Origin of the sequence: Streptomyces sp. NBC_00568, from assembly GCF_026341855.1 — a bacterium.
Classification (GTDB): Bacteria; Actinomycetota; Actinomycetes; order Streptomycetales; family Streptomycetaceae; genus Streptomyces.
The window spans coordinates 6,536,356-6,553,045 of sequence record NZ_JAPENW010000001.1; the positions used below are offsets into that span (position 1 = coordinate 6,536,356).

The 16,690-nt window shown below is 71.5% G+C and carries 14 protein-coding genes; 7 read left to right on the forward strand and 7 right to left on the reverse strand.

The window, feature by feature from the left end; genetic code table 11:
• Positions 1-176 precede the first annotated feature (176 nt).
• Positions 177-755, forward strand: a complete 579-nt coding sequence (locus OOK38_RS28490; RefSeq protein WP_266848909.1) for a hypothetical protein — start codon at positions 177-179, stop codon at positions 753-755.
• A 9-nt stretch (positions 756-764) separates the two neighbouring features.
• On the opposite strand, the gene OOK38_RS28495 is transcribed toward OOK38_RS28490, so the two are convergent.
• The gene (locus tag OOK38_RS28495; RefSeq protein WP_266848910.1) at positions 765-2,819 is read right to left on the reverse strand and encodes a HEAT repeat domain-containing protein; all 2,055 of its coding nucleotides are present in this window, start codon (positions 2,817-2,819) and stop codon (positions 765-767) included.
• A 408-nt stretch (positions 2,820-3,227) separates the two neighbouring features.
• A complete protein-coding gene (locus OOK38_RS28500) occupies positions 3,228-3,551 on the reverse strand; it encodes a hypothetical protein (protein WP_266755861.1) in 324 nt (107 codons plus the stop codon).
• Between the two features lie 236 nt (positions 3,552-3,787).
• On the opposite strand from OOK38_RS28500, the gene OOK38_RS28505 reads away from it, so the two are divergent.
• Together OOK38_RS28505 and OOK38_RS28510 are read left to right on the forward strand one after the other, a co-directional pair.
• Complete coding sequence (locus OOK38_RS28505) at positions 3,788-4,564, forward strand: hypothetical protein (RefSeq protein WP_266755860.1); 777 nt, start codon at positions 3,788-3,790, stop codon at positions 4,562-4,564.
• 132 nt (positions 4,565-4,696) lie between these two features.
• Positions 4,697-5,356, forward strand: coding sequence for a sigma-70 family RNA polymerase sigma factor (locus tag OOK38_RS28510; RefSeq protein WP_266755859.1), 660 nt, complete (start codon positions 4,697-4,699; stop codon positions 5,354-5,356).
• A gap of 184 nt (positions 5,357-5,540) precedes the next feature.
• Here the strand turns inward: OOK38_RS28510 and OOK38_RS28515 are convergent, their stop codons facing one another.
• On the reverse strand, positions 5,541-6,623 hold the full coding sequence (locus tag OOK38_RS28515) for an NADH:flavin oxidoreductase/NADH oxidase (protein ID WP_266755858.1): 1,083 nt from the start codon (positions 6,621-6,623) through the stop codon (positions 5,541-5,543).
• 150 nt (positions 6,624-6,773) lie between these two features.
• On the opposite strand from OOK38_RS28515, the gene OOK38_RS28520 reads away from it, so the two are divergent.
• Complete coding sequence (locus OOK38_RS28520) at positions 6,774-7,124, forward strand: helix-turn-helix transcriptional regulator (protein ID WP_266755857.1); 351 nt, start codon at positions 6,774-6,776, stop codon at positions 7,122-7,124.
• Positions 7,125-7,566: 442 nt separating this feature from the next.
• Complete coding sequence (gene helR, locus OOK38_RS28525) at positions 7,567-9,714, forward strand: RNA polymerase recycling motor ATPase HelR (protein WP_266755856.1); 2,148 nt, start codon at positions 7,567-7,569, stop codon at positions 9,712-9,714.
• A gap of 187 nt (positions 9,715-9,901) precedes the next feature.
• Here the strand turns inward: helR and OOK38_RS28530 are convergent, their stop codons facing one another.
• Positions 9,902-11,257, reverse strand: a complete 1,356-nt coding sequence (locus OOK38_RS28530) for a nucleobase:cation symporter-2 family protein (RefSeq protein ID WP_266755855.1) — start codon at positions 11,255-11,257, stop codon at positions 9,902-9,904.
• A gap of 283 nt (positions 11,258-11,540) precedes the next feature.
• Positions 11,541-12,890 carry an FAD-dependent oxidoreductase gene (locus tag OOK38_RS28535; RefSeq protein ID WP_266755854.1) on the reverse strand — a complete coding sequence of 450 codons (1,350 nt, stop codon included), beginning with the start codon at positions 12,888-12,890 and terminating at the stop codon, positions 11,541-11,543.
• 213 nt (positions 12,891-13,103) lie between these two features.
• On the opposite strand from OOK38_RS28535, the gene OOK38_RS28540 reads away from it, so the two are divergent.
• Positions 13,104-13,574, forward strand: a complete 471-nt coding sequence (locus tag OOK38_RS28540; RefSeq protein ID WP_266765573.1) for a DUF6214 family protein — start codon at positions 13,104-13,106, stop codon at positions 13,572-13,574.
• A 21-nt stretch (positions 13,575-13,595) separates the two neighbouring features.
• Here OOK38_RS28540 and OOK38_RS28545 read toward each other — a convergent pair whose 3' ends face one another.
• Positions 13,596-14,246 (reverse strand): DUF305 domain-containing protein, encoded by a 651-nt coding sequence (locus OOK38_RS28545; protein ID WP_266755853.1) that lies wholly within the window; start codon positions 14,244-14,246, stop codon positions 13,596-13,598.
• A 194-nt stretch (positions 14,247-14,440) separates the two neighbouring features.
• On the opposite strand from OOK38_RS28545, the gene OOK38_RS28550 reads away from it, so the two are divergent.
• The gene (locus OOK38_RS28550; protein ID WP_266755852.1) at positions 14,441-15,943 is read left to right on the forward strand and encodes an LVIVD repeat-containing protein; all 1,503 of its coding nucleotides are present in this window, start codon (positions 14,441-14,443) and stop codon (positions 15,941-15,943) included.
• Here OOK38_RS28550 and OOK38_RS28555 read toward each other — a convergent pair.
• On the reverse strand, positions 15,931-16,608 hold the full coding sequence (locus tag OOK38_RS28555) for a TetR/AcrR family transcriptional regulator (RefSeq protein ID WP_266755851.1): 678 nt from the start codon (positions 16,606-16,608) through the stop codon (positions 15,931-15,933). The genes OOK38_RS28550 and OOK38_RS28555 overlap by 13 nt on opposite strands.
• Positions 16,609-16,690: the final 82 nt, after the last annotated feature.

A 16,690-nucleotide genomic window follows, 5' to 3' on the forward strand; every position in this document is an offset into this window, starting at 1 on the left:
GGACGGGTCGCGTCGGCCGGCGGCAGGGGTTCGCGGTGCCCGGTGCCGGGCGGGCCGTGCGGCCCTGTGGCTCCTGGGCCGGACGAGCCGACGGGCACGGTGTGAGCATCGCGGGGAGCGGGCGCGTAAGGGAGGGAGATGTGGCGTGTCCGTGCGGTGGTGAGGAGGATGCCTCGATGGCGGCATTCCGTGGTCCGAAGGTCTGGCTGTGGCGGTGGCGGCGCAACCCGCTGCGGCGGCGCAGCGATGCCCTGGAGGCCTGGATCATGCTCACGGCCTGGGCGTTCACCGTGCTCGGCGGAGCGGTCACGGGCCTCGCGGCGGCCCAGACCGTGGAGCACGGCCTCGCCCTGGATCGCGCGCGCTGGCATGCCGTTCCCGCCCGGCTGACCGAGGACGCGCCGGACATGAGCGAGACCGAGTCCGGCGCCCGCGTCGTGGGGGCGACGGTCCGCTGGACCGCGCCGGACGGCACCCACCGCTCGGGCCGGGTACGGGTCTACGCGGGCACCCCGGCGGGCACCCCGGTCACGGTGTGGACCGACCCCGAGGGCCGCCTGGTCACCAGACCCACCACCGCCGCCGAGGCCCGGGTGCGGGCCTCCCTGGTCGGCGTCCTGGTGGGCGTGGGCGCGGCGGGCGTCCCCTTCGCCGTCGGGCGGCTCCTCCGCGGCCGCCTGGAACAGCTGCGCATGGAGCAGTGGGACGAGGAGTGGGAGCGGGTCGGACCCCTGTGGGGGCGCATGACGAGCTGAGCGGCCGGTTCAGGACGCGGCGTCCAGGGCCGCACGGCAGTGGCCCAGGAGGCGTTCGTCCTGCAGGACGTCGTCGCTGCCGTGGCCGCCGGGACGGGCACGGTGCCGGCGCGGCGAGGCGAGTTCCGTGCGGACCAGATCATGGACGGGCGCGCCGGCGCCGCCCATCCGGACGAGACACTCGGTGACGGTGCCCCGGACGTACGGGTTCTGGCGCCAGGCGGCACGGAACACCGGCAGGACGGGTTCCGGATCACCGGAGACGTCCCACAGGGCGCTCGCGGCGGCCGTCCGCTCCCACACCTCGGTGGAAGCGGCCAGGCCACGCAGTCCGGGGAGCGCGGGTGCGGCGAACGCTCCCATGCGGCCGAGGGCCTCGGCCGCCACCCGGGGACCACCGGTGTCCCTCTCCGATCCCAGCGCCCGCAGCAACGGGGGCAGGACCGCCTCCGCGTCCGCCTCCACGGACCAGAGCGCGTCGGCCGCCGCCGCGGCGCTCTCGCCGGTCAGCAACTCCCGCAGCGCCGGTATCGCCTCGTGCGCTCCCGCCCCGAACGCGCCGAGCGCCCGGGCCAGTGCCTTCACCAGTGCGTCCCGGAGCCGCAGTTCGCGTGGTGCGCCGTGCAGCAGCCGCAGCACCTCCGGCAGGGCGGCGGCGTACCGCAGTGTTCCGAGCCCGTACAGCAGGGGCGCGGCCCGGCTGTACGTCTCCGGGCTGTCGAGGGGAACAGCGCCCAGCCGCTCCCGCAGCAGCGGGGCCAGCGGCGCAGCGGCCGGGCCCAGATGGCCGATCGTGTACCCGGTCTCGTTGGGCACCACCGGGTGGCGCAGGACCTCAGCGAGGGCCGGGACCGCCCGCGCGTCGCCGGACCTGGCCAGGGCCTTGAGGGGGCGGCCCAGCGTCGCCGTACCGCACCCCCAGGAATCCGGGTCCGACTCCACGAGAGCGGCGAGCCGGTCGGCCGCCGGGGCCGCGAGGGTGAAGAGGAACTCCAGGACGGACACCGCGGCATAGCGCAACTGCTCCTCGTCCGAACCGAGTTGCTCACCGATCAACGCGACCGGCTCCTCGTACGCGGCACGCCACTCGCGGAACAGTCCCGCCGACATCCACACGGCATTGCACCGGTCGGCCGTGTCCTGGCTGCTCAACTGTCCCTCGATCAGGGCGATCCGGTCCGCGGTGCGGGCGCCCAGCGCCTTGTGGAGCGTCCGGAGCAGCTGTGCGCCCTCCTCGTCGGCGGGGCGCATGCGGCGCAGTCGGCCGATGAGGGTGTCGGTGGACGTCCGTGTGGGCTCGACGGACCGCCGGAAGCGCTGTGACCTGGTGTGGAGCAGGCCGATGACGGTGGGCACGAGGTCGGCCGGCAGCCGATCGGGGGCGCACGAGGCGAGCTGTCCCAGCGCCGCGAGCCGCAGCCCCGGTTCGTGCGGGGTGGCGCACAGCGACACCAGGCGGTCCACCGCCGGTGCCGCGGACTCGCCGTACAGCCGGGCGAACAGCCCGAGGCTCTCGACCAGTGCCAGCCGGACGCTCTCCTCCGTCTCGTCCGCCAGCCGCTCCCTCAACAGGGCCAGCACGCGCGGCGGTTCGTCGTGGAAGCGGACGAGCGCCGACGGCACGGCGCCGCGCACCTCCGCGTCCCCGTCGGCGACGAGGTCCAGGAAGACCCCGGCGCTCGCGCGGATCGCGGCGCGCGCCATCGCGTGGTTGTCGTCCTCGGGGTCCTCGGGGTCCTCGCCCGGTACGGCGTCGTCCTCGCCGTGCTCCCCGGGATCGTCCCCGGAGTCCGCTCCTCCGATGCTGGCGAGCAACTCCACGATCCCTCCCCGGTCGGGGAGTTCCACCTGTCCGGCGAGGGAGAAGAGGAAGGGGATGGACGCCAGTGTCGAGTCGTACACATCGCCCTGGGGGTGCACGGCCCCGTACATCCCGTCGAGCGCTGTCTCCCGCTCCTGGGGGCGCGGCGAGGCGAGTCCCCGCAGCAGCACCGGCACGTCCGCGGCGTTTCCGTAGGCATGCTCCATCGAGGCCCAGTCGACCTCGTCGATCCCCCTGAACACGGTGTCCTCCCCAGGCGTACGGCCATTGATCGTGAGTGTGCACCACAGCACTGACAGTGACGCCCGGCAGCGGCCGCGTCGATGGCGACAACCCGGCCAACTACGGCGCGAACGGCCGCTTTACGACGGTCGGAGGGGGTGACGCGGCCGAGATGGCCCGGCGGGGGAGGGGGAATCCAGGAAACAGTCGGTGTCCGCCGCCGCGGTTCAGGGCGCGGCGCGGACGACGCGGGGTGAGTGTGCCGCGCCCCGGGCGCCGTGAGCGGCGGCGTGGGGGCCGTCGGGGCGGGCGCGCCGGGGGCCGCCGAGGCGGGTGCGCCGGGCGGCGGGAGTCGAACCGGGGAAGGGCCGGCCGTGCGAGGAAGCCTTTCGCGCGGGCCGGACGCCTTCAGGGCCGGGGTGGATTTCTCAACGGCCGCCCGAGGTGTGCCGGTTGCGACCCGTGTTTCCGAAGTGCCCGCCCGGGCGCGGCTCCTCGCTCTCCCCGAGCGGGCGGTTGCGTGTGGTCAACCGCCACAGGAGGTCTCCCAGGGCCGCGCCCGCCGACACCAGGGCCGTGATCACCCCGGCCATGGTCAGTCCGTCACCGAGGTGCGGGCGCTCGTGCAGGGCGTGCAGATCGAACCCGCACAGGTGGTACACGCCCACCGCGGCGATCCCGAGACTCGGTACGAGCAGCGCCGGCACGGACGCCGGTCCGCGTCCCGTACGCCCGGCGTCACGTTCCCTCACGGACTCTCCCCCTGTAGGACGCTCACCGCGATGACCCTACGGCACGTAGGGTCACACGGTTCCGGCTGTGCTCCGCCGCGTTCCGACCGGTACCCCGGGCGGCGCCCCCTACACGGCTTCGGGCGACTCCGGGCCCGTCGTGATGCGGATCACGGGTATGCCACCGACCGGACGCGCGGCTGATTTCCGTACCTGTCCATGGCGTTCGAACCCCGGATGCGAGGATGAGGGCCGTCATGACTGCTGGTTGGTGTACTCGCACGGTGCGGGCCGCGATGTTCGCGGCCGTCTGTGTAGTGCTCGCAGCCCTCGGCCACCTCATGATGTCCGGCTCTCCGGTGGCCTGGTGGGCGTTGGCCTGCGCGGGAGCGGCCACGGCCGGCGCGGGCTGGTGTCTGGCCGGCCGTGAGCGTGGACTACCGCTCATCGTGTCCGTCGTGGTGCTCGCTCAGGGCGTGCTCCATACGGCGTTCTCGATCACGCAGTCGCTCACCGCGGACGCGCGGGCGGACATGGGCCCGGCTTCCGGACCGGACCGGTCCGGCACGGGCGCCATGGATGCCATGCATGGCATGAGCGGCATGCCGACGGGCGCCATGGGGCACGACATGGGCTCCCTACCTATGGGTTCCGTGCACATGGCTTCCATGGACATGAGCTCGATGGGTGCCATGGATATGGGGTACATAGGGTCCGGCGCCCTTGCCCACCTGCTTCCCATGGGACATGAGGCGGGCTCCCCTTCCTCGTTCGGCATGCTCGCCGCACACGTGCTCGCGGCGCTGCTGTGCGGCTTCTGGCTCGCGTACGGCGAGCGCGCCGTGTTCCGTACGCTGCGGGCGCTGGCCGGCCGACTGGCCGCGCCTCTGCGGCTGTTGCTGGATCTGCCGACCCCGCCGCACCGGCCGAGGGTCCGCGCGCGCCGAGCCTCCTCGGACCGCGCTCCGCGTCGTCTCCTTCTCGTTCACGCGATCACTTCGCGGGGTCCGCCCGTGGGGACCACTGTCGCCTGAGACAGCCGGTTCCCCGGAGCGCCTCCCGCGCGCTCCGGGCATCGGTCGTACCTCGCGTACGGCCGTACCCCTACCACCGGACCCTTGGCCTCGCGCCGGTCCGGATCACGGATGACCCGAGAAGGACACCTGGTGATCACTCCTGTCCTGCCTGTTTCGCGCCGTGGAGGCGAGAAACGGGACGAAGGCAACAGAACGCTTTCGGCCGACGACTCGATAACCGCCTGGGCGCTGGCCGCCCGGGCCGGTGACTCGGCAGCCGTCGACCAGTTCGTCCGAGCGCTGCACCGCGATGTCGTGCGCTTCGTCGCCCACCTGTCCGCCGATCCGCAGGCCGCCGACGACCTCGCCCAGGACACGTTCCTGCGGGCGCTCGGCAGTCTGCACCGGTTCGAGGGGCGCTCCTCGGCCCGGGCCTGGCTGCTGTCCATCGCCCGCCGCGCGGTGATCGACAGCCTTCGGCACGCCGCTGCCCGGCCGCGGTCGAGCGACGCCGCGGACTGGCAGAGCGCGGTGGAACGCGCGCAGCCGCGTGGTCTGCCCGGCTTCGACGACGGCATCGCGCTGCTCGACCTGCTGGCCGCGCTCCCCGACGACCGGCGCGAGGCGTTCGTCCTCACCCAGGTGATGGGACTGCCCTACGCCGAGGCCGCGTTGGTCAGCGAGTGTCCGGTCGGAACGGTCCGCTCCCGCGTGGCGCGTGCCCGGTCGGCCCTCATCGCGCTGCTCGCCGAGGCGGAGGCCCGTCCCGAGGCGGAGGTCGAGGCGACGACCACGCGGGCCGCCGCCTGACACGCGAAGCGCCGGTGTCCGCCGCGATCGACGGACACCGGCCCTTCGGGGCATCCCGACGCGCCGGAAATGGATGGGAGTTCACCCCGCTTCCCGGCTCGGGCGTGAGTGCGGGCGGGAGACGGAGGTTCGCCTCGGTCCCCGGCTGCCGGAACCCCGACCCGGCACCTTCGTGGCCTGATGCCTAGACGGACCGGTGGTACTGCTCCGGTACGCGGACCTCGGCCCCGAGCTCGCGTGCCGCGAGGCGGGCGAAGGACGGGTTGCGCAGCAACTCGCGGCCCAGCAGCACCGCGTCGGCCTCGCCGTTGGCGATGATCTTCTCGGCCTGCTCCGCCTCGGTGATGAGACCGACGGCGGCGACGGGCAGCGGCGTCTCCCTCTTCACCCGGGTGGCGAACGGGACCTGATAGCCCGGCCCGACCGGGATGTGCCGGCCGCCCGGGACGTTCCCGCCCGTGGAGACATCGAGCAGGTCCACGCCGTGCTCGTGCAGTCGGGCCGCGAAGCGGACGGTGTCGTCGGCGCTCCAGCCGGCGTTCTCCAGCCAGTCGGTGGCGGAGACGCGGAAGAAGAGCGGCTTGTCGTCCGGCCAGATCTCCCGTACGGCGTCGACGACTTCGAGGGCGAAGCGCGTGCGGTTCTCGTACGAGCCGCCGTAGGCGTCGGTGCGGTGGTTGGAGTGCGGGGAGAGGAACTCGTTGATGAGGTAGCCGTGCGCGCCGTGGATCTCGACGATCTCGAAACCGGCGGCCAGTGCGCGACGGGCCGCGTCCGCGAACTGCCCCACGATCTCCTGGATGCCGGCGACCGTCAGCTCGTCGGGGACGGGGTGTGCGTCGTCGAAGGCGAGCGCGCTCGGGGCGACGGTCGTCCAGCCGTACGCGTCCGGGCCGACGGGTCCGCCGCCCTTCCAGGGGCGGTCGGTCGAGGACTTGCGTCCACCGTGACCGAGCTGGACGGCCGGCACCGTGCCCTGCGCGGTGAGGAAGCGCGTGATGCGGCGGAACGCCTCGACCTGGGTGTCGTTCCAGATGCCCAGGTCGTACGGGGAGATCCGGCCCTCGGGGGAGACGGCGGTCGCCTCGACGATGATCAGTCCCGTTCCGCCGGTGGCGCGGGCCGCGTAGTGGGCGAAGTGCCAGTCGTGCGGGGCACCCTCCGAGGGGCCCACGGGCGCGGCCGAGTACTGGCACATCGGGGGCATCCACACCCGGTTGGGGATGGTGACGTCGCGCAGGACGTAGGGCTCGAAGAGCGCGCTCACGGCCGACTCCATTCGTCGCGGGACCGGGGTACTCTCGTACGATAAGCATCGTAGTACGGTGAGTGTCAAACTACGACAGGTCTCGTACAATGCAGGCGTCGGGTGAAGTCCCCGGACGAAGACGAAGGTCCCCGGAGAAGTGGAGCCGCCGTGACGACCGCCGCGACCAGTGGCCGTGATCTGCCGCACCCGGTGCGCGAGGAGATCCGGCTGGAGTCGGTGCTGCACGCGCTGTCCGACCCGATGCGGCTCCAGATCGTGTGCGAGCTGGCCGCCGGTGGCGTCGAGCTCTCCTGCTCGGACTTCGTCCTGCCGGTCACCAAGTCCACGACGACGCACCACTTCCGGGTGCTCCGTGAGAGCGGGGTGATCCGGCAGGTCTACCGCGGCACGGCGAAGCTGAACGGTCTGCGCACGGACGACCTCGACGCGCTGTTTCCCGGCCTCCTCGACCGTGTCCTGGAGGCGGCCACCCGGCAGGCCGGGCGCCCCACGCCGTGACGCTCCACGACACGTGACGGGTCACGACAGCCGACGGTGATGTTCCCGGGCGGTCGGGGGAGAGTGCGAGCGGACCGGTGGGCCGACCACTGGGTTCGACGGAACCGGCGTACGCGGAGCGCCGCTGCCTTGCGAGGGTCCTGCCCGTCGATGGCGGGCGACAGGGGCAAAGGGGAACACCCACCCCTTGCCACTCTCAACTTATAGCGCAGCAGGGGGCTTGCGGCAAGGTCCGGGTGATGCCGCACAATCACTCGCCGAGGCCACAACCTGCGGAAATGGGAGATTCACCAAGTGCGTGTGCTGTTGTCGGTTCACAGGTCGTGCAGTGATGGCGCGGCGGCGGGGGGAGTCGCGCCGCGGTCGCCGGCATCGGGCGGCGGGCCGCGGGTGGGCGCGGCGCCTGCCTTCGCGGGCACGACCCCGGATCGGAGCCGGTGACATGAACCCCTTGACCACCAGTGCGTTCTGCCTTCCCGGGCATCTCGATCCCAAGGCCGACCCGGCGCTGATCGGCGGTGACGAGCGGCACTTCGCGGCCATCGCGGACAGCCTCGAGCAGGCGATCGCCGAACTGTCCGACCGGCTCGACGCCGAGCGCAGGGCGCCCGGTGGCCTCGGCCGTGAGGCGATGGAGCGGGACGCGGAGATCCACCGGCTGACCGGACGTCTGCGCGCCCTGCGCCGCTTCGGCCTCGACCTGTGCCTGGGGCACATCGTCGGCGCGGACGACCCCGAGCCCGTGTACATCGGACGACTCGGCCTCACCGACAGCGACGGCCGCCGGCTGCTGACCGACTGGCGCTCTCCCGCGGCTGAGCCGTTCTTCGCCGCGACCCACGCCGACCCGATGGGCCTGGCGAGCCGCCGCAGGTACCGCTGGACCCGCGGCCGGATCAGCGACTACTGGGACGAGGTGTTCACCGCCGACGGGCTGGAACAGCACGCGGCGCTCGACGACCAGTCCGCCTTCATCGCCAGTCTCGGCAGCAACCGGTCGGCCCGGATGCGCGACGTGCTCGCCACCATCCAGTCCGACCAGGACGCCATCATCCGGGCGGGATCCCGTGGCGCGCTCGTCGTCGACGGCGGTCCGGGCACGGGCAAGACGGTCGTCGCCCTGCACCGCTCCGCCTACCTCCTCTACTCCGACCCCCGCCTCGGCCACCGTCGGGGCGGCGTGCTGTTCGTCGGTCCGCACCAGCCCTACCTGGCCTACGTCGCCGACGTCCTCCCCAGCCTCGGAGAGGAGGGCGTGCAGACCTGCACCGTGCGGGACCTCGTCGCCGAGGGAGCCGGAGCGACGATCGAGCCCGACCCGGACGTGGCCCGCCTGAAGTCGTCCGTGAACATGGTGAAGGCGATCGAGAAGGCCGTCAGGTTCTACGAGGATCCGCCCGCCCAGGGGATGACCGTCACGACTCCTTGGTCCGACGTCCGGCTGAGCGCAGACGACTGGGCCGAGGCGTTCGAGGCGGCGGAGCCGGGCATCCCGCACAACGAGGCGCGCGACCTGATCTGGGAGGCGCTGCTCACGATCCTGATGGACAAGCACGACGGCGACGTTCCGCCCGACCTGTTCCGCAGATCGCTGCTGCACGACCGTGAGCTGGTCGGGACCCTCGACCGGGCGTGGCCGCTTCTCGAGGCGACCGACCTCGTCGGAGACCTGTGGTCGGTACCCGCCTACCTGCGGATGTGCGCTCCCTGGCTCGGCCCCGACGACGTTCGCAGGCTTCAGCGCCCGGACGCCCAGGCCTGGACGCTGTCCGACCTGCCGATCCTGGACGCGGCACGGCAGCGGCTCGGTGACCCGGAGGCGGCACTGCGCGCACGCCGGCACGCGGCCTCCGTCGCCGCCGAACGCGAGCGCATGGCCGGCGTCATCGACAACGTGCTCGCCGCCGACGACGACGGTGAGGGCGCCGTGACGATGCTGCGCGGCCGGGACCTCCAGGACACCCTGATCGACGAGACCGGACTGCCCGTCGCCGAACCGGATCTGCTCGCCGGTCCGTTCGCCCATGTCGTGGTGGACGAGGCGCAGGAACTGACCGACGCGGAGTGGCAGATGCTGCTGCTGCGCTGCCCGTCCCGGAGCTTCACCATCGTCGGGGACCGCGCCCAGGCCAGGCACGGCTTCACCGAGTCGTGGCAGGAACGGCTCGGGCGGATCGGACTCGACCGGATCGACGTGGCCTCCCTGACCATCAACTACCGGACGCCGGAAGAGGTCATGGCTGAGGCCGAGTCGGTCATCCGGGCCGCGCTCCCGGACGCCAACGTGCCGACGTCCGTCCGCAGCGCAGGCCTCCCCGTCGTCCACGGATCGGTCGCGGAGCTGGACTCGATCCTCGACAACTGGCTCCTCACGCATGCCGAGGGGATCGCCTGCGTCATCGGCGATCCCACGTTCCGGGCGACGTCCCGCGTCCAGTCGCTGGCCCCGGAGCTGTCGAAGGGGCTCGAGTTCGACCTGGTCGTCCTCGTCGACCCGGAGGAGTTCGGCGAGGGTGTCGAAGGAGCGGTCGACCGCTATGTCGCGATGACCAGGGCGACCCGGCAACTCGTCGTCCTCACGAGCTCCTGAAGCCGACCGGCACCGCGTGACCGCCGCCTGACGGCCCGGTCGGCGGGGCCATGGCGCGCGGGACCCGCCGATCGAGCAGGAGGCGCCGCCGGCCAGGCGGTTGCCGGTTGTCGGTCTGCCCGGGTGGGCAGGCCGACAACCGGCGGACGGGAGACCGATCGGCGGTACGTGGCCGACGGGCGACGGCCTAGGCGCCGGACGGGGCGGCCTCGGGTTCGACGCCGGCCTCGGACGAACTCGCCCTGCTGGGCAGGTGATTGAACAGAAGGTTCAAGGCGATCGCCGTCAGACACCCGGCGCTGATCCCGCTGTTCATCACCGTCTGGAACCAGTCCGGGAACTTCCCGTAGACGCCCGGCACCCCGACCGGCAGCATGCCGATCGCGACCGAAACGGCCACCACCGTCAGGTTGTTGTTGCCCTTGAAGTCCACCTCGGCGAGCGTGCGCAGACCGCTCGCGGCGACCGTTCCGAACATCACCAGACCCGCGCCGCCGAGCACGGGCGCGGGTATCGCCGCGACCACGGCACCCAGCTTCGGCAGCAGGCCGAGCACGACGAGCATGCCGCCCGCGGCGGCGACCACCCAGCGGCTGCGCACCCGGGTCATGCCGACGAGGCCCACGTTCTGCGCGAACGCGGTGTACGGGAAGGTGTTGAAGACGCCGCCGAGCACGGTGGACAGGCCGTCGGCGCGCAGACCGTCCGCGAGGGTCCGCGGTTCGACCGGCCGGCCGGTCATCTCGCCGACGGCGATGAAGTCACCGGTCGTCTCGGTCATGGTCACCAGGGCCACGACCAGCATCGAGACGATCGCGGAGACGTGGAACGACGGCGCTCCGAAGTGGAACGGCGTGCTGATCCCCACCCAGTCGGCGTCCCCGACCCCGCCGAAGTCCGTGAATCCGAACGGCACCGCGACCGCGAGACCCACGGCGATGCCGATGAGGACCGCGACGCGGCTCAGGAAGGCCGGTGCGAACCGCTGTACGCCGATCACCACGGCCAGGACGAAACCGGCGAGCGCCAGGTTCTTCGGCTCCCCGAAGTCCTTCGAGCCGACGCCTCCCGCGGCCCAGTTGCCCGCCACCGGCAGCAGCGAGACACCGATGATCAGGATGACCGTGCCCGTGACCAGTGGCGGGAAGAAGCGCAGCAGCCTTCCGAAGACCGGGGCGAGCAGGACGATCGCGAGGCCCGCGACGATCACCGACCCGTAGATGGCGGGCAGTCCGCCGTCCGTCGTACCGATGAGCACCATGGGGGAGACGGCGGCGAAGGTGCAGCCCTGCATGATCGGCAGTCGTACGCCGAAGCGCCAGAAGCCCACGCACTGGATCAGCGTCGCGATTCCGCACACGAGCAGGTCCGCGGTGATCAGGTAGGCCAGATCGGCGGGGGAGAGTTTCATCGCGCCGCCCACGATCAGCGGGACGGCCACCGCGCCCGCGTACATCGCGAGCACATGCTGAAGTCCGAACGCGGCCAGGCGGCTCACGGGTGGAACCTCGTCGACGGGATGCACGGGAGCGGTGGTTGCCATGGGCACTCCAGAGGGCTGCGGGAGAGGGGAAGGGGCCGTACGACACGAGTTCGCCCGGACAGCACGAGACCGTAGAGGGCTTAAACAGTTTGTTGATTTCCGGTCTGTTGCCGATATGTGTCATGCCCACGGAACTGCCACGGACTCCGCCGCGACCCCGCGCGGTGCACCGGACACCGCCCGCGCCACGACAGTCTTGCGCCGACCGGATGCCCGCCCCGCCCTGCCTTCGCCGGGGTCACCTGGTCCTCGCCGGGCCCCGTCAGGCCTTGGCCGGCCTATGTCAGGCTCCCGCCGTCCCGGCCGCCGTCCACAGTGCGTCCCAGTCGGGAAGCTTGACCACGCGGCGGCCCAGCTCGGCTCCGAGTTCCGCCTCGGCCCGCTCGATCGCCTGCCACCCGGCCCATTCGACCGGTCGTACCCCCTCGGCCCGCAGCGCCGCGAGCGGATCCTCGGCGACCTCTCGTCGTACGAGCGCGGGGGCGTCCTCCAGCAGGGAGGCCACCGTCTCCTTGGCGCACGGGCGATTGGTTCCGATGACCCCGGTCGGGCCGCGCTTGATCCAGCCCGCCACGTACTCGCCCGGCGCCACCACGCCGTCCCGCAGGACCCGTCCCGCCAGCTGGGGCACCGTGCCGCGGCCGGGGTCGAACGGCAGCCCCTCCAGCGGAACCCCGCGATAGCCCACCGAACGCAGCACCAACTGGGCCTCGATGTCCTCGAATCGGCCGGTCCCCGTCACCCCGCCCGCTCCGTCCGGCACCGTCCGCTCGAAACGCACCGCGCCCACGCGCCCACCGTCGGCGAGGAGTTCGACGGGACGCAGGAAGAAGCGCGGGCGGATCAGGCGCGGGCGGTCCAGCGGCGCGGCCGCCGCCCATCCCCGGAGCACCTCCACGTTGCGGCGCTGCGCGGCGGGCAGTCCCGACGGATCGAGGTAAGCCGGATCGAGAGCCAACTCCGCCTCGTCCACGATGATTTCGGCCTCAGGCAGGGAGCCCAGCTCGCGCAGTTCCTTGGTGGTGAAGCGGGCCTGCGACGGTCCGCGCCGCCCGACCATGCTGATCTCGGTGATCTCGCTCGCGGCCAGTGCGTCGAGTGCCGCCTGCGGCATGTCGGTGGGGCTCAGCTCGGGTGCGCCGCGGGCCAGGATCCGGGTCACATCGACGGCGACGTTCCCGATGCCGATGACCACGGCCGAGCGCGCGCCGCGCACGAATCCGTCGGCCACCGAGTCGGGATGGGCGCTGTACCAGGACACGAACTCGGTCGCCGACCAGCTGCCGGGCAGGTCCTCACCGGGCACGCCGAGATGACGGTCGGTGGCGGCGCCCACGCAGTACACGACCGCGTGGTACAGCTCCCGCAGCCGCGCCACCGGCACTCCGCCCGGGCCCACCTGTACGCCGCCGAGGAACCGCACCCGCTCGTCCTCCAGGACGGTCCGCAGGTTGTTCTGGAGCGACTTGATCTTCTCGTGGTCGGGTGCCACTCCGTAGCGCACCAGGCCGTACGGGCAGGGCAACCGGTCCAGGACGTCGACCCGGACGTCGGGCGGGCCGCTCCGCTGGACAAGACCCTGCGCGCTGTAGACCCCACTGGGCCCCGAGCCGACGACGGCGACATGCAGCACTGCGGAACTCCTTACCCGAGGGATCAGGAAGATCGCTGACAGGACATCGCTGGTGCTTCCAGCATCGCACCACCGGTGCTCCGCTGACAGGGTGCGGTGCGTGGTGTCCGCGCGCGTGTCCGTTCGTATGGAATGTGATGATGCGGTTACGTTCCGTTTGTGCTAGAAGCATCGTTTCTTAATCTGTCCGACCGCTGCCGCACGGACGGCGCGGTGTCCGTGCGGCCGGCCTGGGAGGTGCGGGAGTCCGAGGCCGGGGCCACGTCCTGGTTCGACGTCCGGCTGGCCTTCACCGACGGTGCCCGGGTCGACCTGCTCGCCGTGCTGTCGGAGGCGGGCCTGTCGATCGAGGACGTACGCGCCGAGCCGCCCCTCTCTCTGGACGACCTCGCGGCGGTCGCCGACTGGATCGAGGAGCCGCTGTTCGAGGCGTGCGGGAGCGGCCTCGGCGCCGGCCCCGGCCAGGAGCGCGAGAGTCAGGCGCGTCGTGCCCGGCCCGCCTGGCCGCGCGGGGTCGAGGGCCGGCTGCTGGTCGCGCGGGAGTACCGGGCGGCGCAGGAGGACGGCGTGGACCCGGTGCTCGCGGTCATGGGCGCCACCGGCCACAGCCGCCGCAAGTCCCTGAGGCTGATCGCGGGGGCGCGCGACGCCGGGTTCCTGACGCCCCGGCACGCCCGCCGCTGACACCGTCGACGGGCGAGACCCTCAGGACATCTCGCGCATCCTGGTGATCTCGCTCGTCTGCTGTGCGATCACGTCGTCGGCCATCTCCTCGATCTGGATGTTGTTGCCCTGGGCCTTCACCTCGGTGGCCATGGTGATCGCCCCGTCGTGATGGGTGATCATCAGCTCGAGGAAGAGCCGGTCGAAGGTCTTGCCCTTCGCCGCCCGCAACTTCGTGAGCTGGGCCTTCGTCGCCATCCCGGGCATGGCGGCGTGCTCGTGTCCCTGGGCGGTACCGGCCTCGTCGTGCGCCTCGAGCCAGCTCTTCATGGTGGTGATCTCCGGCCCCTGCGCGGCCGTGATCCGTGCGGCGATCCGCTTCACATCGCCCGACTTCGCCCGGTCCGGGGCCAGTTCGGTCATCTCCAGGGCCTGGGTGTGATGGGCGATCATCATCCGCGCGTAGGCGAGGTCCGCCGAATTGGGGGAGTCGTCGTCCCCGCGCCGCTCGGCCGCGTCCTTGGCGGAGAGGGTTTCGGCCGCTTCTCCGGGCTTGCCGGGCGCGATCACCGAAGGGCCGCCGGTCTCGGCGGACTCGGTCCCGGAACCGGAGTCGCAGCCTGCCAGCGCGAGCACGGCGGCGGCCAGCGACGCCGTGACCAGGGAGGTACGGGACGTATGACCAGCGAGCACAGCGGCCTCCTGCGGCACACGAATCGGCGGACATCTCACGGGTGTTGATAACCGTCCTGGCACCTGCCCGAACGTGACTGATCAAAAAACGTTCGTTGCGGCTACGTTGCCATCTGTTGATCTGCCCATGGTGCGGACGATACTTCAGGGGTCCGTGAACCGTTCAACTGCGAACGGCTACAAGGGAGAACACAGTGACCCTGTTGAACAGCCCCCGAACGCGGCGCAGACGACTGGGAGTTGCCGTAGCCGCGGCCGGACTTCTGGCCGCGCTGTTAACGGCCGGCCCGGCGGCCGCCACCCCCGACCCCGGGGACGGGCCCACCGCGCGGCAGCAGATCTCCAAGAGCGACGAGGCCGAGGCGAGGGCGGCGATAGCGAGCGGCGAGATACCCGGAGTGGACGAGGTCGTCCACTCCGACAACATCGAGCATCTCGCCAACGTCCCCAAGGAGGCCTTCACCGGCCTCAATTCGGACCTGGCCTTCCAGGGCCGGTACGCGTTCGCCGGCAACTACGACGGCTTCCGCATCTTCGACATCAGCGACCCGAAGGCTCCGAAGACGGTCGCGCAGGTGCTCTGCCCGGGCTCGCAGAACGACATCTCCGTCTCCGGCGACCTGCTCTTCGTGTCGACCGACTCCTCGCGCAGCGACAACTCCTGCGCCAGCACCTCGCAACCCGCGACGGAGAAGTCGTCGTGGGAGGGCATGAAGATCTTCGACATCAGCGACAAGGCGAACCCGAAGTACGTCGCCGCCGTCGAGACGTCCTGCGGCTCGCACACCCACTCGCTGGTCCCCGAGCGCAAGAACGTCTACGTCTACGTCTCCTCGTACTCGCCGAACGCCACCTTCCCCGACTGCCAGCCCCCGCACGACGGCATCTCGGTCATCAAGGTCCCGCGCAAGGCCCCCGAGAAGGCGGCCGTGGTGAGCTTCCCCGTGCTCTTCCCGGGCGAGGGTCCCGACGGCGGCGGGAACCCGGGCGGGCCCACCAACCCGGGCGTCTCCAAGACCACCGGCTGCCACGACATCACGGTCCTGCCGTCGAAGGATCTGGCCGCGGGCGCCTGCATGGGCGACGGCATCCTGTTCTCCATCAAGGACCCGGAGAACCCGAAGGTCATCGACCAGGTCGAGGACAACGTGAACTTCGCGTTCTGGCACTCGGCGACCTTCAACCAGAAGGCAAACAAGGTCGTGTTCACCGATGAGCTGGGCGGCGGCGGTGCGGCTACCTGCAACGCGGCGATCGGTCCGAACCGCGGCGCCGACGGCGTCTACGACATCGTCGGCAGGGGCGACCACCGCAAGCTCGTCTTCAAGAGCTACTACAAGATTCCCCGCCACCAGGCCGACACCGAGAACTGCGTGGCCCACAACGGCTCGCTGATCCCCGTCAGGGGCAAGGACCTCATGGTCCAGGCCTGGTACCAGGGCGGCGTCTCCGTCTGGGACTTCACCGACTCCGCCAACCCCAAGGAGATCGCCTACTTCGAGCGCGGCCCGCTGTCCGCGGACACCCTCCAGATCGGCGGATCCTGGTCGGCGTACTACTACAACGGCTACATCTACTCGAACGACATCGCCAAGGGCTTCGACGTCCTGAAGCTCAGCGACCGGCGCACGGATCCGGCCAAGAAGGTCCACCTGCGCGAGCTCAACGTCCAGACGCAGCCGGACTACTTCGACTGACCGTCCTGCGGCCCCGGTTCGGTCGCGAAGAAGCGGGACAGATCCGTCTCGCGGGTGCCGCCGGACGCCTCGGCGTCCGGCGGCACCCCCATCTCCCAGTCCAGCCGGTAACGCTTGAACAGCTCGGCCCGCAGCACCGGAACGCTCATCGGCACCCCCGGGACCAGTGCCGCGTACACCGCGCCCATGAGCAGTGCGCGCAGCATCGGGTAGTCGCTCGTGACCTGCTGCGAGCCGTACCGTGCGACGGTGTCTCCGAGCAGTTCGGAGAGCCGCCGCTGCTCGGGGCACTGGACGAACCCCTCGGCCTGGAGCAGTCCGGCCATGTGCTGCCGCATCAGCACCGGCTGGTCCTGGGTGAGGCCCAGGATCGCGTCGATGGCCCGCGCCATCCGCTCCCTGCCGTCCTCGGTGCGCGGCTCGCGTTCGAGGGCCTCCTCCAGCGTGCGGTGCATCAGCCGGTGCACCGCCGACTGCAGGAGCTGTCGTTTGCCGGGGAAGTAGTACGACACGAGTCCGCGGGCCGATCCCGCGCGATCCGCGATGTCCCCGAGCGTCGTGGCCTCGTAACCGCGCTCGCTCACCAGCTCCACCGCGGCCTGCAGCAACCGTTCCCGGGAACGCCGCCGCAACTCTTCATTGACCGAGGCGCTTCGCGGGGACATGCTGTAACTCCTGCGTTGACTGGCTGCCAGCCAACTATACTCAACGCGTCCGGACCAAGGCCCTCCGCGGGTCGGTCCCGGG